Source organism: Labrenzia sp. PHM005 (assembly GCF_006517275.1).
Taxonomy (GTDB): Bacteria; Pseudomonadota; Alphaproteobacteria; order Rhizobiales; family Stappiaceae; genus Roseibium.
The window spans coordinates 2,537,934-2,553,301 of record NZ_CP041191.1; the positions used below are offsets into that span (position 1 = coordinate 2,537,934).

A 15,368-nucleotide genomic window follows, 5' to 3' on the forward strand; every position below is an offset into this window, starting at 1 on the left:
GCTAGCCTCTGTTTTGAAATGGTGTGCCGATGATGTCCGGCCACCGCATGGGAAAGACACCGGATTGACGAGCGCAGGTCACATGCTCCGACGACGAACCAGCCGACGAGGAAACTCTCGTCTGCACCGTCGCGGCTGACCTGATCCCGGAACACCTGATTCAAAAACGGGATACCGGCGGGCGCGTAACTGATACACTTTGCCAGCTGGAAACATCCCCATGAAACAGACCTCCTGGGTCATTCGTCTCGAAGACGCCGCCGACAACACAACGATTGAAGATCTGCAAGCCGAGGCTTTTGGTCCGGGCCGTTTTGCACGGACGGCGTTTCGTATTCGCGAAAATGTGCCACATAGGGAAGATTTAGCGTTTGTCGGCATGGCTGGCAGCCAGCTTGCAGGATCTGTCCGGCTGAGCCCAATCACCATTGGTGAAACGGATGCGCTCCTCCTAGGGCCTCTGACGGTCTCTCCTGATTTTAAAAACCGCGGGCTTGGAAAAGCTTTGATGCTGACGGCACTGGACGCCGCAAAAGCTGCAGGCGACCAGTTTGTTCTGCTTGTGGGCGATGCACCGTACTACAGCCCCTTTGGATTTGAGCAGGTACCATTTGGCAAGATAACCTTGCCCGGTCCGGTGGATCCGGAGCGCCTATTGATTGCCCGGTTGCATCAGGACGACCTGCCTGAAGGCCATGTTCACGGAAAGACGCTTTAACGGCCTTCCCGGTACCAAGTTGCGGTCGTCGCGCCGAGAAGTATGGCCAACCCAAGAAGTCCGATCAACAGCGGGAACCGGTCTACGCCGTTCAAGACACTGGCCTCAGTTGCCTTCAGCCCGATCCAGCCATTGCCGGCATAACTTGCAGATGGCCGCATGGAGACCACGCGCGGTAGGTCGAGATCGCCACCGACATCCCGCAGACGCCGGGCAGTGCCACCTGTCGCCTCACTGACCGGGGTCAACACTTCAGTCGTGGAGAGAACGTCCGTGTATTCCCGCGGGTTCTGCGGGCCAACATGGATCAGTGCGTTCATTGCGCCATCGCTGATCGAAAAGAGGCCAGTTTCCGTCGCAGGTACGGACCCACGCCACAAGCCCGGCTCCTGTTCTGTCATGCTGAGCTCAGAGCGGTCTCCTGTCGGCGTAACGACTGTGACATCATTCGCGGTTTGGCCCAGTGTTTGCCGTTCTACGATCAATTCAGGTCCACGTAAGGAGACGTTAAGTGCTTCTTCTTCCAGGTCAGGTTCCTGCATCAGCCAGTGTGCCAGGCGCCGAAGAAGCGGCACGTGCGGGCCACCGCCCTCAAAGCCGCGGGCCCACAGCCAGACATGATCGGACAGGAGCATAGCGACCCGGCCTTTCTCCTCGCGATTCAGCACAAGAAGCGGAGTCTCGCTCGGGCCGGACATCAGCGTATGGCCGGCATCCAATTCTGTATCGACCGCGCGGAACCATCGGCTCCAAGCCGGTGGGTCTTGTTCAGCACCGGGTAATCCGCGTGTCACGGGATGCCGTTCACCCAAGCTGGCAAGCGTGGCATGGAACGGCTGTTCTAGAATAGCGCCAGTCGGACGGGCCGGAAGGATCGGGGCAAGCGGGGTCCGATAAAGACTGCCACCCTCAGCATAGTCCGGACCGCCGGCAAGGAGGACGGCACCGCCTTCGCGGACATAACGGGCAATGTTGTCGAAATAGAGCATCGGCAGAACGCCGCGCCGGACATAGCGGTCGAAGATGATCAGATCGAACTCATCGATCTTCACCGAGAACAATTCCCGGGTCGGGAAAGCGATCAGCGACAGCTGATTGATCGGGGTTCCATCCTGCTTTTCCGGCGGCCTGAGAATGGTAAAATGCACAAGATCGACCGAAGCGTCGGATTTCAAAAGATTGCGCCAAGTCCGCTCGCCGGCATGCGGTGAGCCGGAAACAAGCAGCACCCGCAAATTCTCCCGGATGCCATCAATGGTGACCACGGCCCGGTTGTTCAAAGTGGTGAGTTCGCCGGGCAGGGAGTCTGCTTCGATTTCAAAGATGTTGTCCCCGCCATGGGCGATTTCAACGGGTATGTTGATCTTTTCACCTGTGCGAGCCGTACGGGTGGTGACCACGCTGCCATCACGCTTCACAGTCAGATTGACTTGGTCGCCAGGGCCTGTGCCCAACCCCTGATCTACAACTGTCAGGCTGATGGTTTGTTCAGATCCGACAAGACCGAAACGCGGAGCTGTATCCAAAACAATGCGGCGATCGCGTTCGTCGGCGCTTCCGGTGATCAGTCCGTGGACTGGCGCGTCGAAGCCGAGAGCCTCTGCATTTTCGGGAACATCGTGGATCTGGCCATCCGTGATGATGATTGCACCGCCCACCCGTTCGGGCGGGACGTCAGCTAGACCGTTGGCAAGTGTCTGGAATACCTCAGTGCCATTTCCCGATCCGGAATTTCGCGCTTCCAAGAGCCGCAGATCAAATCCATCAAGCGCTTCAATTCTGGACTGAATTTCTTCTGCGGCGGCTGTCGTGGTGTCTTCGCGTTCTGCCAGCCGCTGGCTTTGGCTTTTGTCGACAACCAACGCCACCACGCTGGACAGAGGTTCTCTGTCTTCGCGCTCAATTGATGGATTGGCCAGAGCCAGGACAAGCAAGGCCATGGCGGTTGTTCGCAGCAACCATCCACGCAGATTGATGAACCCCAGAAAAAGCGCAATCAGAGCCGTTACAACCGCGGCTGTTATAAGCAGCCATTGCGGGACAAGCGGATCGAATGAGATTGACCAGACCATCAGACCTCCTATTGCCCCAGCCGTTCCAGAAGGGCCGGAATGTGGACTTGATCGGCCTTGTAGTTGCCAGTCAGGCTATACATGACGATGTTAACACCAGCCCTAAAAGCGTAGTCCCGCTGCACCGGATTATTCGGCACGGTCGGGTACATAAACTCGCCTGAGGGGGTGATGGCCCAGGCCGCGGCAAAATCGTTGCCGGTAATCATCAGCGGTGAAACACCGTCTCCGGCCCGCACCGGGCGGTCCCCACGGGCATTGATGTCTTCAAGGCTTTCGACCCACAAAGGACTGGTGGCATAGCGGCCGGGAAATGTTTCCAGAAGATAGAACGCCTTCGTCAGGACATGGTCCGGTGGAACTGGCTCCAAGGGCGGGACATCCAAGTCTTCCAGGATCTGGCGCAATTTCAGTGTGGCTGGTGTGGAGCCAAAGCCGGTAGTCGACGCATTGATATGATCGCGGGTGTCAAACAGGATCGTCCCTCCATTGCGCATGAAGGTGTCGATCCGGGCAATTGTTCGGTCGCTCGGCTTGTCCGCTGCGGGGTCAATGGGCCAGTAGAGCAGAGAATAATAGGACAGTTCGTCCCGGGCTATGTCGATTGCAACCGGTTCGCCGGGTTCCAGTGCTGTACGTTCTGCGAGGAATTGAGAAAGACCGCTTAGCCCGGCTGCACTGGCATCATCGACTTCTGGAGACCCGGTGAGCACATATGCGAGCCGGGTTTGCAAGGTTGCTTCCAAGGCCCTCAAATCGTCTGAAGACGATTGCGCTTTGGCAGAATTCAGATCGGCTCCGAATGCCAGCAGCGTTGCGGTTAGAGCAACGGCTGCAACGCTGGCCATTCGGCTACGCAACCGCATGCGGCTGATGCCGCCTGCGAGGAAAAATACTGCGGCCGCATCCAGGATCATCAACAGGAAGACCAGTGTGAAGAAAACTGCCCGCAGATCCAATGGATCAGAGGCGGGATAGGGAGCTGTCTCCGCGTCCGGTCCTAGGGCTTCAATGTTGAGCGGCTGCAAGGTGTCGTCCGGGCGCATCAAATTGAGCGCGCGAAAACCGTCCTCGGTTCCATAAAGGCCAGGTGGTGTTCGGCGGCTAGCAAGCGCATCGCGGAATTCGTTCGCACTGACAGGTGTTACGTCGACCGGGGGCGAGCCAAAGCGGCCATAGCCGTCAAGTAGCCGCAAGGGTGGCAGAACGCTGCGGGCGGCTTGTCCATCTTCCGCCGTTTCGGAGGCTTGTGCGACATTAGAAACAGACAGTATCCGTCGCAGCATATTTAAGAAAACGCCTGACAGCGGCAGGTTGGACCAAGTGGAATCGGCCGTCACGTGGAACAAGACAAGGCTGCCGGCGCCCGATTGTGTTGCGGTAACCAAAGGCGTGCCATCTTCCAGCATCGCCCAGGTGCGTTTGGGAAGATCGGAGGTCGGTTCGGCCAATACTTGACGGGTGACTGTCACTTCCCCGGGGACTTTCAAGCCGGAGAATGGCGATGTTTCCGGGAAGGGCGCCAGATGCTGCGGTTGTTTCCAAGAAAGCGAGCCGCCAAGCGACCGGTCGCCAGCCCGCAAGCTTACCGGGATCAGCTCGTCCGTCCCGCCCGCTGTTCTGGGGCCGGCAAATCGAACCAAGGTACCGCCGTTGCGAACCCAGTCGGCGAGCACATCTGCTGTTGTGTCCGGCAAACGCCCGACGTCAGCCAGTATCATCACGGAGATACCCTGATCGATCAGCGCAGGTACTGCCACGGCGATGTCGCTGTCACGGGGGCGGCGGATATCGGAGAAGGGCGCAAGGGCACGTTCAAGATAGTAGAGCGGCGACAACAGCGGTTGATCGAGGTCACCTGATTGTCCCGAAATAAGGCCAACTGTCCGCCGGCGCCAGCTGTCGTCAACCAATTGGACTGCTCCAGCCGCCAATTCGCCGGTGATTTCGACCCGGGCGATGTCATTGCGCAACTCGCTTGGAAGCTCAAACCGCGCTTCGGCCTGCAATTCATCACCCGCGAAAGTCGCCGTTGCTTCTGCAAGAACCAGCCCCTTCAGATCCAGAGCCCGGACATTTGCCGTCTTCGTTTGGTTTTCTGGATGCCGGACGACATCTACACTCAAGGCTTCGGTGTCGTTTGCAAGGCCCTTAAGGCCAAGCGGTGTTTCCAGTCCAGTCAGAACAGTTACCGGAGTACCTTCTGTAAGCGCAGCCAATGTTTCCAGAAACGGGTCGACAGTGTGTGTTCCGTCCGAGAGCCAAACGACAGCGCCAGGAGGTGTTTCTTGGGCGGCTTTTCGAAGGCCAATGTTCAACTCGCTGCGCAGCGGAGGGTAAGGTCTTGGGTCCAGCGCTCGTAGTTTCTCAAGCGCGGCAGCAGGGCTTTCTGGAACAAATGCCTGACCAGGACCTTCTGCTGTCGCGGCAAACAGCACTGGCTGACTGTTTTGTTCGGCTTCTGCGAGGATCTGTTCGGCGGTCCGAACCTGGTCGACCCATCCTTCGGCGGAGGTCCAGCCGTTGTCGATCAGCAGCCACAAAACGCCGTCACGGCTGGCCACTGGCTCTTGCGCCCGCCAGACAGGCCCAGCAAGGGCAATGATCAAGATCGCTGCGAGTAACAGCCGCAACAAGGTCAGCCACCAGGGGCTTCGCTGTGGAGTTTCATCATGTTCATCGATGTCGATCAAAAGGCGTGTTGGGGGGAAGGCAACTTGCCGCGGGCGTGGCGGGGTGAGGCGCAAGAGCCACCAGATCACCGGTAGCAACGCCAACGCTGCGAGAATCCATGGAGCGGTAAAGGTCAGCGGCAAACTTGCAAACATTGATTACGCGCCTCCCTTCGGGATCACATCCAGATTGCCGGACAAGGCACTGTGCAGAACCAGAAGCGGTTCTGCCGCAGAATGATCTGTATGATGAAGAACATAAGTCCAGCCGGCCCGCCGGGCCATGTCGCGGATTTCAGCGCGATGGGCTTCAAGGCGGTTCTGGTATTCTGCTCTCCAGGTTTCGGCCCGTCCCGCTGTGAGCCGGATCCCTTGCTCAGGATCACTGAACTCTATGCGGCCATCAAAGGGGAAGGTTTCTTCGATCGGATCGAGAACCTGCACGAGATGACCACGGGCGCCAGTGCCTGCGACCTGTGCAATCCAGGCAGAGATCTCTTCCAGAGGATCCAGAAAGTCGGAGATCAAGACGACATCTGCAAAACGTTTGACATCGGTGGGATCCGGCAGCGCGACCGGTTTCGATAAATGGGTGAGGGCATCGGCGAGCCGTTCGGCAGCCCTTCGGTCCGAAAATGGCCGCGTGACACCCGTCAAACCGATTCGTTCGCCGGTTTCGGCGAGCATGTCTGCAACAGCCAGCATCAAAACAAGAGATCTGTCACGTTTGCTGGCTTCAGAAAGGCGCGACCGGAATACCATGGACGATGACAAATCTGCCCACAACCAGACCGTATGAGCGGCTTCCCATTCACGTTCGCGCACATAAAGATGGTCATCTCGGGCGGACCGGCGCCAATCAATGCGCTTGGCCGGTTCCCCCATATTAAATGGCCGGAATTGCCAGAAGCTTTCACCAGGTCCCGCGCGGCGGCGGCCATGCCAGCCTGCGATGATGGAACTTGCAACATGGCTGGCTTCAACAAGCAGATCCGGGAGCGCATCCGCAACCGAGCGGGCTTCGCCAATGACATTCGGCCAAGTCGTCTGGTCGATATTCGCTCGCTCACCTAGTGAGGCCATGGTCTCAAGTTCCTCCCTCGTCAAAGAAACCTTCCAATCAGGTTATGGTTTCCTTCACCCGGCGGATGATATCGCGGACGGTATGCCCATCAGCGCGCGCCGCAAATGTCAGAGCCATCCGGTGCTGAAGAATCGGCTCAGCAAGGGCGAGCACATCATCCAAGGACGGAGCTAGGCGGCCATCGACCAGTGCCCGTGCCCGGACGGTGAGCATCAAAGCCTGGCTAGCACGTGGTCCGGGGCCCCAGGCAATCAAATCAGTGAGATCTGAGTTTTCTGAACTCTCTCCCGGCCGGGCAGATCTCACCAGTTTCAATATACTTTCAACGACAGATTCGCCGACGGGCATGCGCCGCACCAGCTGCTGGTACTCCATCAATTCTTGAGCGGTAATTGCGCCATGCGCAGCCGTTTGCCCGGCTCCTGTCGTCTCCAGCAGAATGCGCCGCTCGGCTTCCAAATCCGGATAATGCACATCAATCTGCATCAAGAAGCGGTCAAGCTGTGCTTCTGGGAGTGGGTATGTGCCTTCCTGTTCCAATGGGTTTTGTGTTGCCAGAACGTGGAATGGGCGAGGCAGATCATGCGGATGCCCCGCGACCGTGACATGATATTCCTGCATGGCCTGTAGAAGGGCCGATTGGGTCCGCGGGCTGGCACGGTTGATCTCATCCGCCATCAGGAGCTGGGAGAATACCGGCCCCGGAATAAACCGGAAAGACCGTCCCCCGCTGGCGTCTTGCTCCATGACCTCTGCGCCAAGAATATCGGACGGCATCAAATCGGGCGTGAACTGAATCCGTCGGGCGTCAAGTCCAAGGACGGTTCCCAGAGTTTCTACCAGTTTGGTTTTGGCAAGACCGGGGACGCCGACCAACAAACCATGTCCGCCGGCCAGAATGGTAACCAGTGATTGCTCAACCACTGTTTCCTGTCCGAAAATGATGCGGGCTATGTCGGCTTTAACATCTGAGATGCGCTCGACTGCCCGTTCCGCGCTTTCAGCAACAGCGGCGAGATCTTCTTCGGAGGGATTTGTGGGAGAAACGACGCTCATGGATCACCTATCCTGTTGCTTTGACGGTGCGGCGGTTGCCGGGCGGAGGCGGTAGGCTGCTAAGTTGCTGCTGTTATGACAGTTTGACACCATATAAACTGGTACATAAGGCGCAATTGTGCGCCATACAGTGGATAGGTCCAAGAATCTTTTCATCGCTTTTGGATAAATGCAAAAAGATCAATGGATATCAGGTAGAAACGCACGGCCTCATTGATAGAGGCTAGGTAGATTTTCGGAGCCTTGGTAAAACGAATTTGGGCCGAGGGAAAAAGATGACAACAGACGCACAGACGGACGCTTCCTTGCCAGAAGGCCTCAAGGCGTTGATGAGCCGGGCCGATGCAAAGGATAAGACATTAAGGCCGGTCGATAAATGGAATCCGCCATTTTGCGGGGATCTGGACATCCGGATTGCCCGGGACGGGACCTGGTATTACCTCGGTTCTCCTATCGGCCGGAAGCCTTTGGTGGAACTGTTTGCCTCCGTCCTGCGTAAGGATGAAGACGGCAAACACTATCTTGTCACACCAGTCGAAAAGATCGGTATCACAGTCGAAGATGCGCCGCTCCTGGCGGTTGAGATGGCTGTTGAGGGCGAAGGGACTGCGCAGACTTTAACAGTACGCTCAAATCTCGGTGATTTGATCCGAATCGGTAAAGATCATCCGCTGCGATTCGAAATGGAGGCGGAGAGCGGAGGTCTAAAACCCTATGTTTTGGTTCGTGGCCGTCTCGAAGCGCTATTCACCCGCGCTTTGATGTATCAGCTGGCGGACCTAATAGCGGAGCATACCGTTTCCAATGGAACCGAGACGGGTGTTTGGAGCAGCGGGCAGTTTTTTGCCCTTGATCCTGACCTCCTGTAACCTTGTTCCAACTTGTGATTGCCCTTTGAATGGAACTGACCCATATCAGAATCAATGACAGCTTCTTTTGAGACGATCGATAACAGCCTGACCGGTTGGGCCCAAGATTTGAAACAACGGCTTGATCTCGCAGCACAAGTGGAGCCTGAACGGGACACTGGCGATCATATTTTAAATCCGGGTATCGATCTGTTTGCGAGTTGGGAGAAGCCACCGCGCGAAGCAGCTGTGTTGATCGGCCTGCGCAATGCTGCTGACGGACCAAGTGTTGTCCTGACACAGCGCACCGGGCATTTGAATTCTCATGCAGGACAGGTGGCCTTTCCCGGTGGAAAAATCGATCCGGAAGATAATGGTCCGGTTGATGCCGCCCTGCGGGAGGCCCATGAGGAAATTGGGCTGGATCCGGGACTCGCACGGCCATTGGGGAAACTGGCGCCATATTTCACTGGATCGGGTTATCGCATCATACCGGTTATTGCGGCTGTTGATGAGCCGGTCAGCTATGTTCCAAATCCGAACGAGGTGGAAGACGTCTTTGAAGTGCCATTTCAGTTCCTGATGGATCCGGCCAATCACCAGAAGCAGAGCCGGGTATGGAATGGGCAACGCCGCTACTTTTATGAGATGCCTTTTGCCGACCGTTACATCTGGGGTGTAACGGCTGGAATTATTCGCTCCTTGTACGACACGGTGTACCGCTGATGCTGCGCATAATACTGACGCAACTGTTTCTGTTTTTGCTGCCCTTTGCTTGTTATGCGACGTGGTTATGGTTGTCCAAAAAGGGCGACAAACCAGAGAGCTGGTCGCGCGGCCCCGTCGCGTGGCTGACGCTTGCCGGTCTGGCTTTGACAATTTCTGGGTTTGTTGCAGTTGCCCTTTTGAACAAGGCACCGGAAGGTAAGGAGTACAGACCTTCGGAGTTTAAGGACGGAGTGCTCGTTCCGGGCCGGTTCGAATAGTGCCATGAAGGAAAAGGCGCATCAGATACTCGCTGCGGCTGATTGGCTGCTGTCGAAAGATATACAGGCCGTGTTTTCTGCGATTGACCGGGACGGGGATAGTGCACGTGTTGTTGGCGGGGCAATCCGAAACACATTGCTGGGTTATTCCGTTCCCGACATCGATATCGCGACCACAGCGACGCCTCAGGATGTGATGCGCCGTGCTTCTAATGCGGGGTTGAAGGCAATTGGAACCGGGATCGACCACGGTACCATCACTGTGATCAGCAATGGCTTCCCTTATGAAGTGACGACATTACGGGAAGATGTCGAAACCTACGGTCGGCAGGCCCGCGTGGTGTTTGGCCGCGATTGGACCAAAGATGCACTGCGCCGGGATTTTACGATGAATGCCCTTTACGTGGATCGGCATGGGTATTTGCACGATCCGCTGGACGGCCTTGAGGATTGTTTTGCCCGCCGGGTTCGTTTCATTGGCGACCCCGATATGCGCATCCGCGAAGATTACCTGCGAATTCTGCGGTTTTTTAGGATCTATGCAGCCTATGGCGAAGGCGACATGGACGCGGACGGGCTCGGCGCATGTTTGCGTGAGCGTGACGGATTGCGGCACCTTTCCGCAGAGCGTATTGGCCATGAAATGCGCCGACTAATGGCAGCGCCCAAGGCGGCCATTGCTCTGCGAATGATGAATGATTGCGGCCTTTGGGAGATCGCAACAGGCGGACTGGCCCGGATTGACGATTATGATGCTTTGCGCGCGCTCGATGGAATAGCTGCTGAAACCCGCGATCCGGAACTTGGGTTGATCGTCCTTGCTGGATTTGTCCGCGAGGATGTGGACCGGGTGGCAGACCGGCTCCGCCTATCGAATTCGGAACGCAGACGGATGATGACCGGCTGGACCGTTTATAAGCAGTTCCGGCAGGCGGATACTTGGCCAGACTTGAAGTGGTTGTTGTATGTTCATGGCCGCCAAGGCGCTATTGATGGGCTGCTGGCCTATTGGGCAGCTTTTGAGGGACAATACCGGACCGGTTCGAAACCGGATTTTAGTAAGTCGCTGCAGACTTTGCGAACGGCCGATATCCCGATCTTTCCATTGAAGGGTGCGGACGTGATTGCCTTGGGCCATCCTCCAGGGCCAGGCGTCGGCCAGTTGCTCAAGTCACTTGAACAGATTTGGCGCGAGAGCGGATTTACGCTTGATAAGAAAGATCTGATGTCCCGGGTGGTGATCAACGTTTAGCGAATTGATAAGGGTCCTTCGATAAATATCCTAGAAGGTTCCGCTGGGTCATGATGCGGGGCTGGGAGGATTTGGGGAAACGGGCAATGCCACAAAGCGAAGTCATATTGATCTCCGATGGGCCGCTGCCAATGGCATCGCCGCTACGGAAAGTGCCGTTTTTCTTTCCCGCACGTCTGATCGACATGGCGAAAGTCTCCGAAAAAACCGTTGGAGACGCAGCTGTCGCTGTGATTGAGCTAATCGGATCGAGCGAAGCTGGAATGTCGGCTCTCAAAGCGTCGTGGCAAACCATTGCCGAAATCCCGGTGATCTGCATTGTTGCCAAGTCGGATCGTAGAGAACTCACACAAGCCGCTGCACTCGGGCAAACGGAATTGTTGGATCGCGAGGCGCCGTTGGCCCTGTTGCTTCAACAAATCAAAAAGCATCTCAACACCGACATTCTTGCAGACCTTCCGGACGATACGCCTGCAAAGACGGCCGAGGCTTATGGCAAATCAAATGCGTTTCTTGAGTCCTTATGCATGTCTGCTTCCACCGATATGGAAATCAAAGTCAAGGCCATGGAGGACAGTGCCGCGGAGATGCTGGCTGCCATTGAACTTGATGGTTTGAACACCTGGATGCAGGTCGTTCAGCACCACCACAGCGGCACGTATAGTCATTCCCTGAAAGTGTCTGGTCTGGCCGGAGCCTTTGCGCGTCATCTCACGTGGTCTGAAGCCGACTGTAAGGAAGTGATCGCTGGCGGGTTGGTACATGATATCGGCAAAATGCGCATTCCACTGACGATCTTAGATAAGCAAACTGCACTCAGCGATGAAGAATTGGCATTGGTCCAAAAACACCCGATCTATGGCCAGGAGATCCTGAAACCGCGCTTGGAAGTTCCTTTTGAAGTCAAACGGATGGCCATCCAGCATCACGAATATCTAGATGGGTCCGGATATCCGAATGGTTTAAAGGGAAAACGTATTTCGCCGAAGGTCAGACTGATAACAATTTGCGATATTTTCGTCGCTTTGACCGAGGAGCGGGCCTACAAAGAGGCTATTCCAGTCCGTCAGGCTCTGGCCAATATGAGAGAAATGGGGCCAAAACTCGATCAGGATTTGCTGCGCCAATTCGTCGGAATGATCGTGGACAGGGGCTTCGGTGAAGTCTCAAAGCCAAGTTCGGCGGCGGACAATGGCGCCGCCGCATAGAGCTATCGGTTGGATTTACCGGTCTATTAAGGCCACTTCACCACGGGCGGCATGGACGACAGGATCGAGGTAACATTGCCGCCGGTCTTGAGCCCGAAAATTGTGCCTCGATCATAGAGAAGATTGTATTCCACATACCTGCCCCGGCGGATCAATTGTTCTTCGCGCTGGTCATCGGTCCAAGATTTTTCAAAATTGCGGCGGACCAGCTCTGGATAGATTTTAAGAAATGCCAGGCCGACGTCCTTCGTAAACGCCAGATCCGCGTCCCAATCTCCACTATTGAGATAATCATAGAAAATGCCGCCGATGCCCCGCGGTTCATTGCGGTGTTTTAGGAAGAAATACTCGTCGCACCAGTCTTTGTACCTGGGATAATCCGCTACTGCATGCGGGTCACAAGCTGCCTTCATCGCCGCATGGAAGCCGACGGTGTCAGGATCTTCCTGGGTGCGGCGGGCATCTAGAACTGGTGTCAGATCAGCGCCACCGCCGAACCATTGCCGGGTTGTGACAACCATGCGCGTGTTCATGTGAACCGCGGGCACATTGGGATTGTGCGGGTGGGCAATGAGGCTGATCCCCGAGGCCCAAAATCTTGGATCCTCGCTCGCGCCAGGGATTTGCCCCCGGAACTCAGGTGAGAATTCACCGTGGACCGTCGAAATATGAACGCCAACTTTTTCAAACACCCGGCCATGCATCATAGACATGACCCCGCCGCCACCTTTGGCTCCGGTGCTGTCGGTACGCTCCCAAGGAGTGCGCTCAAACTTGCCCACAGGCTGGTCGCCCAAAGGGCCTTTGCGGTCACCGATTTCGTCTTCCAGCGTTTCAAACGCATTGCAAATCTGATCACGCAGATCTTTGAACCACGCAGCGGCTAACTTTTTTTTGTCCTCGATACCATCAGGGATCGGGCCACCACGGGATTCAGGAGAGTTTGCTGTCATCGGAAATGCCTCGGCATAGTAAGCTTCTTCCGGGAAGATAATCCCGGCTCAAGATTGGCCTGCTCTTTTAGGAAATGCTTGTGTCTGCCGCAAGGCCTCGCCAAGCACCATGCCAGTGGAAACAGCAACGTTCAGCGAGCGCATGCCATCGGCCATAGGAATGGTCAGCCGGCCGTCCGCCAAAGCGTGAATGTCTTTGGGCACCCCTGTACTTTCCCGGCCCATAAGCAAGATATCTCCGGGCTGATATTCAAAATCTGTATAGGCCAGGTCAGTTTTGGTGGTGAGCAACAGAAGGCGGCGGTTTTGATCGCGCCTCCAACTGTCGAAAGCTTCGAAATTGATGTGCCGTTTCATCGCCGCCCGCTCAAGGTAATCCATACCCGCGCGCTTCAATGCGCTGTCGGATATCGGAAAACCGGCTGGTTCGATTATGTGAACTGTGACGTTCAAACAAGCCGCCAATCTTAGGATCGTGCCAGTATTTTGCGGGATGTCAGGCTGGTAAAGGGCGATATCGGGCATATGTTTGGTCCTTAGAAAGCCAACGCCTCCTAGCAGGTCGATTGCTTTCTGTCATGCACCGTGGCCCAAGCCTTGGCTCCAAGCGTAAGATAGGTGCTAGAATCGCTTGCCCGCCTTGTCTGGAAAACTCATGTCCGCCCTGTTCCGGCTTTTTGAATCCTGGATCGATCCCTTCCGTCCGCTGCCCGAGGCGCCGATCCCTCGCGGCGGCCTGGCCTTTCTGATGTTCTTCTTAAAACAAGCGCGCTGGCCGTTTTTTCTGATGCTGTTTGCAGGTGGCCTGACGGCCTTTGTGGAAGTCACGCTGTTCAGTTTTCTGGGCAAAATCGTGGATCTTCTGGATAGCAGCACCCCTGAAACATTTTTTGCTGATCATGCATGGATCCTGGTGGGCATGGCCGTTTTCGTCGTGGTCGTACGGGTGGCAGCCAACACACTGATGGCCTTGCTTGAGGAGCAGACAATTGTTCCTGGGTTCTTCAATCTTGTGCGGTGGCAGGCACACCAACAGGTGATGCGCCAGAGCCTAAGTTACTTTCAGGATGATCTGGCCGGCCGGTTGTCCCAAAAGGTCTTGCAGTCTGGCCTGTCTGCTGGCGACTTCATGGTCAATCTTCTGCAGGTCGTTTGGTTCATCGTGGTCTATGCCTTGACCACCCTGGTGCTGGTTGCGGATCTGGATCTGTGGCTTGGCGCCATCGTGTGCCTGTGGCTCGGTTGTTTTTCCCTCACAGCATGGATCTTCGTACCGCGGGTTAGGGGAGCGGCAAAGGAAACGGCCAACGCTTATTCCGGGGCATCCGGACGGCTTGTGGATACCTACAGCAATATACAGTCCGTCAAACTTTTCGGGTCTCTGAGCGAAGAGAATCGGGGCGCCCGTTCGGCGTTCTTGCATTTCATCGGCAAGTTGATGGCCTTTACCCGGTTGCTGACGACGATCCGGATGGTAATGAGCCTGATAAACGGGGTGATGATCGTCGCGATCACGGCCGTGGCTTTGATTGCCTGGCAAAAGGGCGGCATTAGCACGGGGCATGTGGCTTTCACGTTGAGCCTTATTTTGCGGCTGAGCATTCTGCTCAATCGTTTGTTCAATCAGCTGAATGGCTTGTTCCGGAATTTCGGCACCCTCCAGGACAGTATGGAAGCTATCGTCAAGCCAGTGACTCTCACCGATAAAGCGGGTGCTACAGCTTTAACGGTTAGCAAGGGTGCCGTGGACTTTCAGGGGATCAAGTTTCATTACGGCAAACAGGGTGGGGTCATTGATCATCTGGATCTCTCGATCAAACCGGGCGAACGTGTCGGCCTGGTTGGACCTTCAGGAGCCGGTAAAACCACATTGACCAGTCTTTTGCTGCGGTTCTTCGACGTTGAAGCTGGCCGGATATCCATTGATGGCCACGATGTTCGCAGCGTTACTCAAGAATCGCTTCGCAAGTCGATCGGAATGGTGACACAGGATCCTTCCTTGTTGCACCGGTCCATCCGCGAGAACATTTTATATGGGCGTCCCGACGCTAGCGAAGCCGACCTTTATCAATCCGCCCGGCGGGCGCATGCGCTGGACTTCATTGAGGCATTGGAAGACAAGTCCGGACGCAAAGGATTCGATGCCTATGCGGGTGAGCGTGGGGTTAAATTGTCCGGCGGGCAACGCCAGCGGATTGCGATTGCCCGGGTCCTTCTAAAGAACGCGCCAATCCTGGTTTTGGACGAGGCAACGTCTGCGCTCGATTCTGAAGTGGAAGCGGCGATCCAGGAAAACCTGCAGCAACTCATGGCGGGAAAGACAGTCATTGCTATTGCCCACCGACTCTCGACCATTGCAGCTCTCGACCGGCTTGTCGTGATGGATGGAGGACGGATTGTGCAGGAAGGCACGCATGAGCAATTATTGCGAGATGAAGCCGGTCTTTATGCTCAACTCTGGCGGCGTCAGTCTGGTGGATTTTTGAGGGCCGAAGTTCTGGATGGCTAGTTTTTGGTTC

13 protein-coding genes are annotated in these 15,368 nt (G+C 56.0%); 7 read left to right on the plus strand and 6 right to left on the minus strand.

Annotation, left to right across the window (positions count from 1 at the left end; translation table 11 throughout):
• The first annotated feature begins 220 nt into the window (after window positions 1–220).
• Window positions 221–718 (plus strand): GNAT family N-acetyltransferase, encoded by a 498-nt coding sequence (locus FJ695_RS11395; protein ID WP_141185563.1) that lies wholly within the window; start codon window positions 221–223, stop codon window positions 716–718.
• Here the strand turns inward: FJ695_RS11395 and FJ695_RS11400 are convergent.
• Genes FJ695_RS11400 through FJ695_RS11415 form a run of 4 tightly spaced genes read right to left on the minus strand, consistent with a single transcriptional unit; the run spans window position 715 to window position 7,602 of the window.
• Window positions 715–2,790: a hypothetical protein gene (locus tag FJ695_RS11400; RefSeq protein ID WP_141185564.1), complete on the minus strand. Its 2,076-nt coding sequence runs from the start codon at window positions 2,788–2,790 to the stop codon at window positions 715–717. The two genes, FJ695_RS11395 and FJ695_RS11400, sit on opposite strands and share 4 nt — an antisense overlap.
• Before the next feature lie 8 nt (window positions 2,791–2,798).
• Complete coding sequence (locus tag FJ695_RS11405) at window positions 2,799–5,618, minus strand: DUF4159 domain-containing protein (protein ID WP_141185565.1); 2,820 nt, start codon at window positions 5,616–5,618, stop codon at window positions 2,799–2,801.
• Between the two features lie 3 nt (window positions 5,619–5,621).
• Complete coding sequence (locus FJ695_RS11410) at window positions 5,622–6,545, minus strand: DUF58 domain-containing protein (protein WP_141185566.1); 924 nt, start codon at window positions 6,543–6,545, stop codon at window positions 5,622–5,624.
• A 37-nt stretch (window positions 6,546–6,582) separates the two neighbouring features.
• Window positions 6,583–7,602 (minus strand): MoxR family ATPase, encoded by a 1,020-nt coding sequence (locus FJ695_RS11415; protein WP_141185567.1) that lies wholly within the window; start codon window positions 7,600–7,602, stop codon window positions 6,583–6,585.
• A 275-nt stretch (window positions 7,603–7,877) separates the two neighbouring features.
• Here FJ695_RS11415 and FJ695_RS11420 point away from each other — a divergent pair, with 275 nt between their 5' ends.
• The 5 genes from FJ695_RS11420 (at window position 7,878) to FJ695_RS11440 (ending at window position 11,896) form a co-directional block, all read left to right on the plus strand.
• On the plus strand, window positions 7,878–8,471 hold the full coding sequence (locus FJ695_RS11420) for a DUF1285 domain-containing protein (protein WP_141185568.1): 594 nt from the start codon (window positions 7,878–7,880) through the stop codon (window positions 8,469–8,471).
• Window positions 8,472–8,525: 54 nt separating this feature from the next.
• Complete coding sequence (locus FJ695_RS11425) at window positions 8,526–9,176, plus strand: CoA pyrophosphatase (protein ID WP_141185569.1); 651 nt, start codon at window positions 8,526–8,528, stop codon at window positions 9,174–9,176.
• Window positions 9,176–9,436 carry a DUF6111 family protein gene (locus FJ695_RS11430; RefSeq protein ID WP_141185570.1) on the plus strand — a complete coding sequence of 87 codons (261 nt, stop codon included), beginning with the start codon at window positions 9,176–9,178 and terminating at the stop codon, window positions 9,434–9,436. The genes FJ695_RS11425 and FJ695_RS11430 overlap by 1 nt, the downstream gene beginning before the upstream one ends.
• Window positions 9,437–9,440: 4 nt before the next feature.
• Window positions 9,441–10,688 carry a CCA tRNA nucleotidyltransferase gene (locus FJ695_RS11435; protein WP_141185571.1) on the plus strand — a complete coding sequence of 416 codons (1,248 nt, stop codon included), beginning with the start codon at window positions 9,441–9,443 and terminating at the stop codon, window positions 10,686–10,688.
• 86 nt (window positions 10,689–10,774) lie between these two features.
• Window positions 10,775–11,896 carry an HD-GYP domain-containing protein gene (locus FJ695_RS11440; RefSeq protein WP_141185572.1) on the plus strand — a complete coding sequence of 374 codons (1,122 nt, stop codon included), beginning with the start codon at window positions 10,775–10,777 and terminating at the stop codon, window positions 11,894–11,896.
• Window positions 11,897–11,922: 26 nt separating this feature from the next.
• On the opposite strand, the gene hemF is transcribed toward FJ695_RS11440, so the two are convergent.
• Both hemF and FJ695_RS11450 read right to left on the minus strand, forming a co-directional pair.
• The gene (gene hemF, locus FJ695_RS11445) at window positions 11,923–12,849 is read right to left on the minus strand and encodes an oxygen-dependent coproporphyrinogen oxidase (RefSeq protein ID WP_141185573.1); all 927 of its coding nucleotides are present in this window, start codon (window positions 12,847–12,849) and stop codon (window positions 11,923–11,925) included.
• Between the two features lie 48 nt (window positions 12,850–12,897).
• Window positions 12,898–13,374 (minus strand): tRNA (cytidine(34)-2'-O)-methyltransferase, encoded by a 477-nt coding sequence (locus tag FJ695_RS11450; RefSeq protein WP_141185574.1) that lies wholly within the window; start codon window positions 13,372–13,374, stop codon window positions 12,898–12,900.
• A gap of 130 nt (window positions 13,375–13,504) precedes the next feature.
• Between FJ695_RS11450 and FJ695_RS11455 the strand changes: the two genes are divergently transcribed.
• Window positions 13,505–15,358 carry an ABC transporter ATP-binding protein gene (locus FJ695_RS11455; RefSeq protein WP_141185575.1) on the plus strand — a complete coding sequence of 618 codons (1,854 nt, stop codon included), beginning with the start codon at window positions 13,505–13,507 and terminating at the stop codon, window positions 15,356–15,358.
• Window positions 15,359–15,368: the final 10 nt, after the last annotated feature.

Coding starts and splice junctions, on each gene's coding strand:
- FJ695_RS11440 (WP_141185572.1), top strand. CDS start 10,775: ATGCCACAAAGCGAAGTCATATTGATCTCCGATGGGCCGCTGCCAATG.
- FJ695_RS11395 (WP_141185563.1), top strand. CDS start 221: ATGAAACAGACCTCCTGGGTCATTCGTCTCGAAGACGCCGCCGACAAC.
- FJ695_RS11450 (WP_141185574.1), bottom strand. CDS start 13,374: ATGCCCGATATCGCCCTTTACCAGCCTGACATCCCGCAAAATACTGGC.
- FJ695_RS11410 (WP_141185566.1), bottom strand. CDS start 6,545: ATGGCCTCACTAGGTGAGCGAGCGAATATCGACCAGACGACTTGGCCG.
- FJ695_RS11430 (WP_141185570.1), top strand. CDS start 9,176: ATGCTGCGCATAATACTGACGCAACTGTTTCTGTTTTTGCTGCCCTTT.
- FJ695_RS11400 (WP_141185564.1), bottom strand. CDS start 2,790: ATGGTCTGGTCAATCTCATTCGATCCGCTTGTCCCGCAATGGCTGCTT.
- hemF (WP_141185573.1), bottom strand. CDS start 12,849: ATGACAGCAAACTCTCCTGAATCCCGTGGTGGCCCGATCCCTGATGGT.
- FJ695_RS11425 (WP_141185569.1), top strand. CDS start 8,526: ATGACAGCTTCTTTTGAGACGATCGATAACAGCCTGACCGGTTGGGCC.
- FJ695_RS11405 (WP_141185565.1), bottom strand. CDS start 5,618: ATGTTTGCAAGTTTGCCGCTGACCTTTACCGCTCCATGGATTCTCGCA.
- FJ695_RS11435 (WP_141185571.1), top strand. CDS start 9,441: ATGAAGGAAAAGGCGCATCAGATACTCGCTGCGGCTGATTGGCTGCTG.
- FJ695_RS11455 (WP_141185575.1), top strand. CDS start 13,505: ATGTCCGCCCTGTTCCGGCTTTTTGAATCCTGGATCGATCCCTTCCGT.
- FJ695_RS11415 (WP_141185567.1), bottom strand. CDS start 7,602: ATGAGCGTCGTTTCTCCCACAAATCCCTCCGAAGAAGATCTCGCCGCT.
- FJ695_RS11420 (WP_141185568.1), top strand. CDS start 7,878: ATGACAACAGACGCACAGACGGACGCTTCCTTGCCAGAAGGCCTCAAG.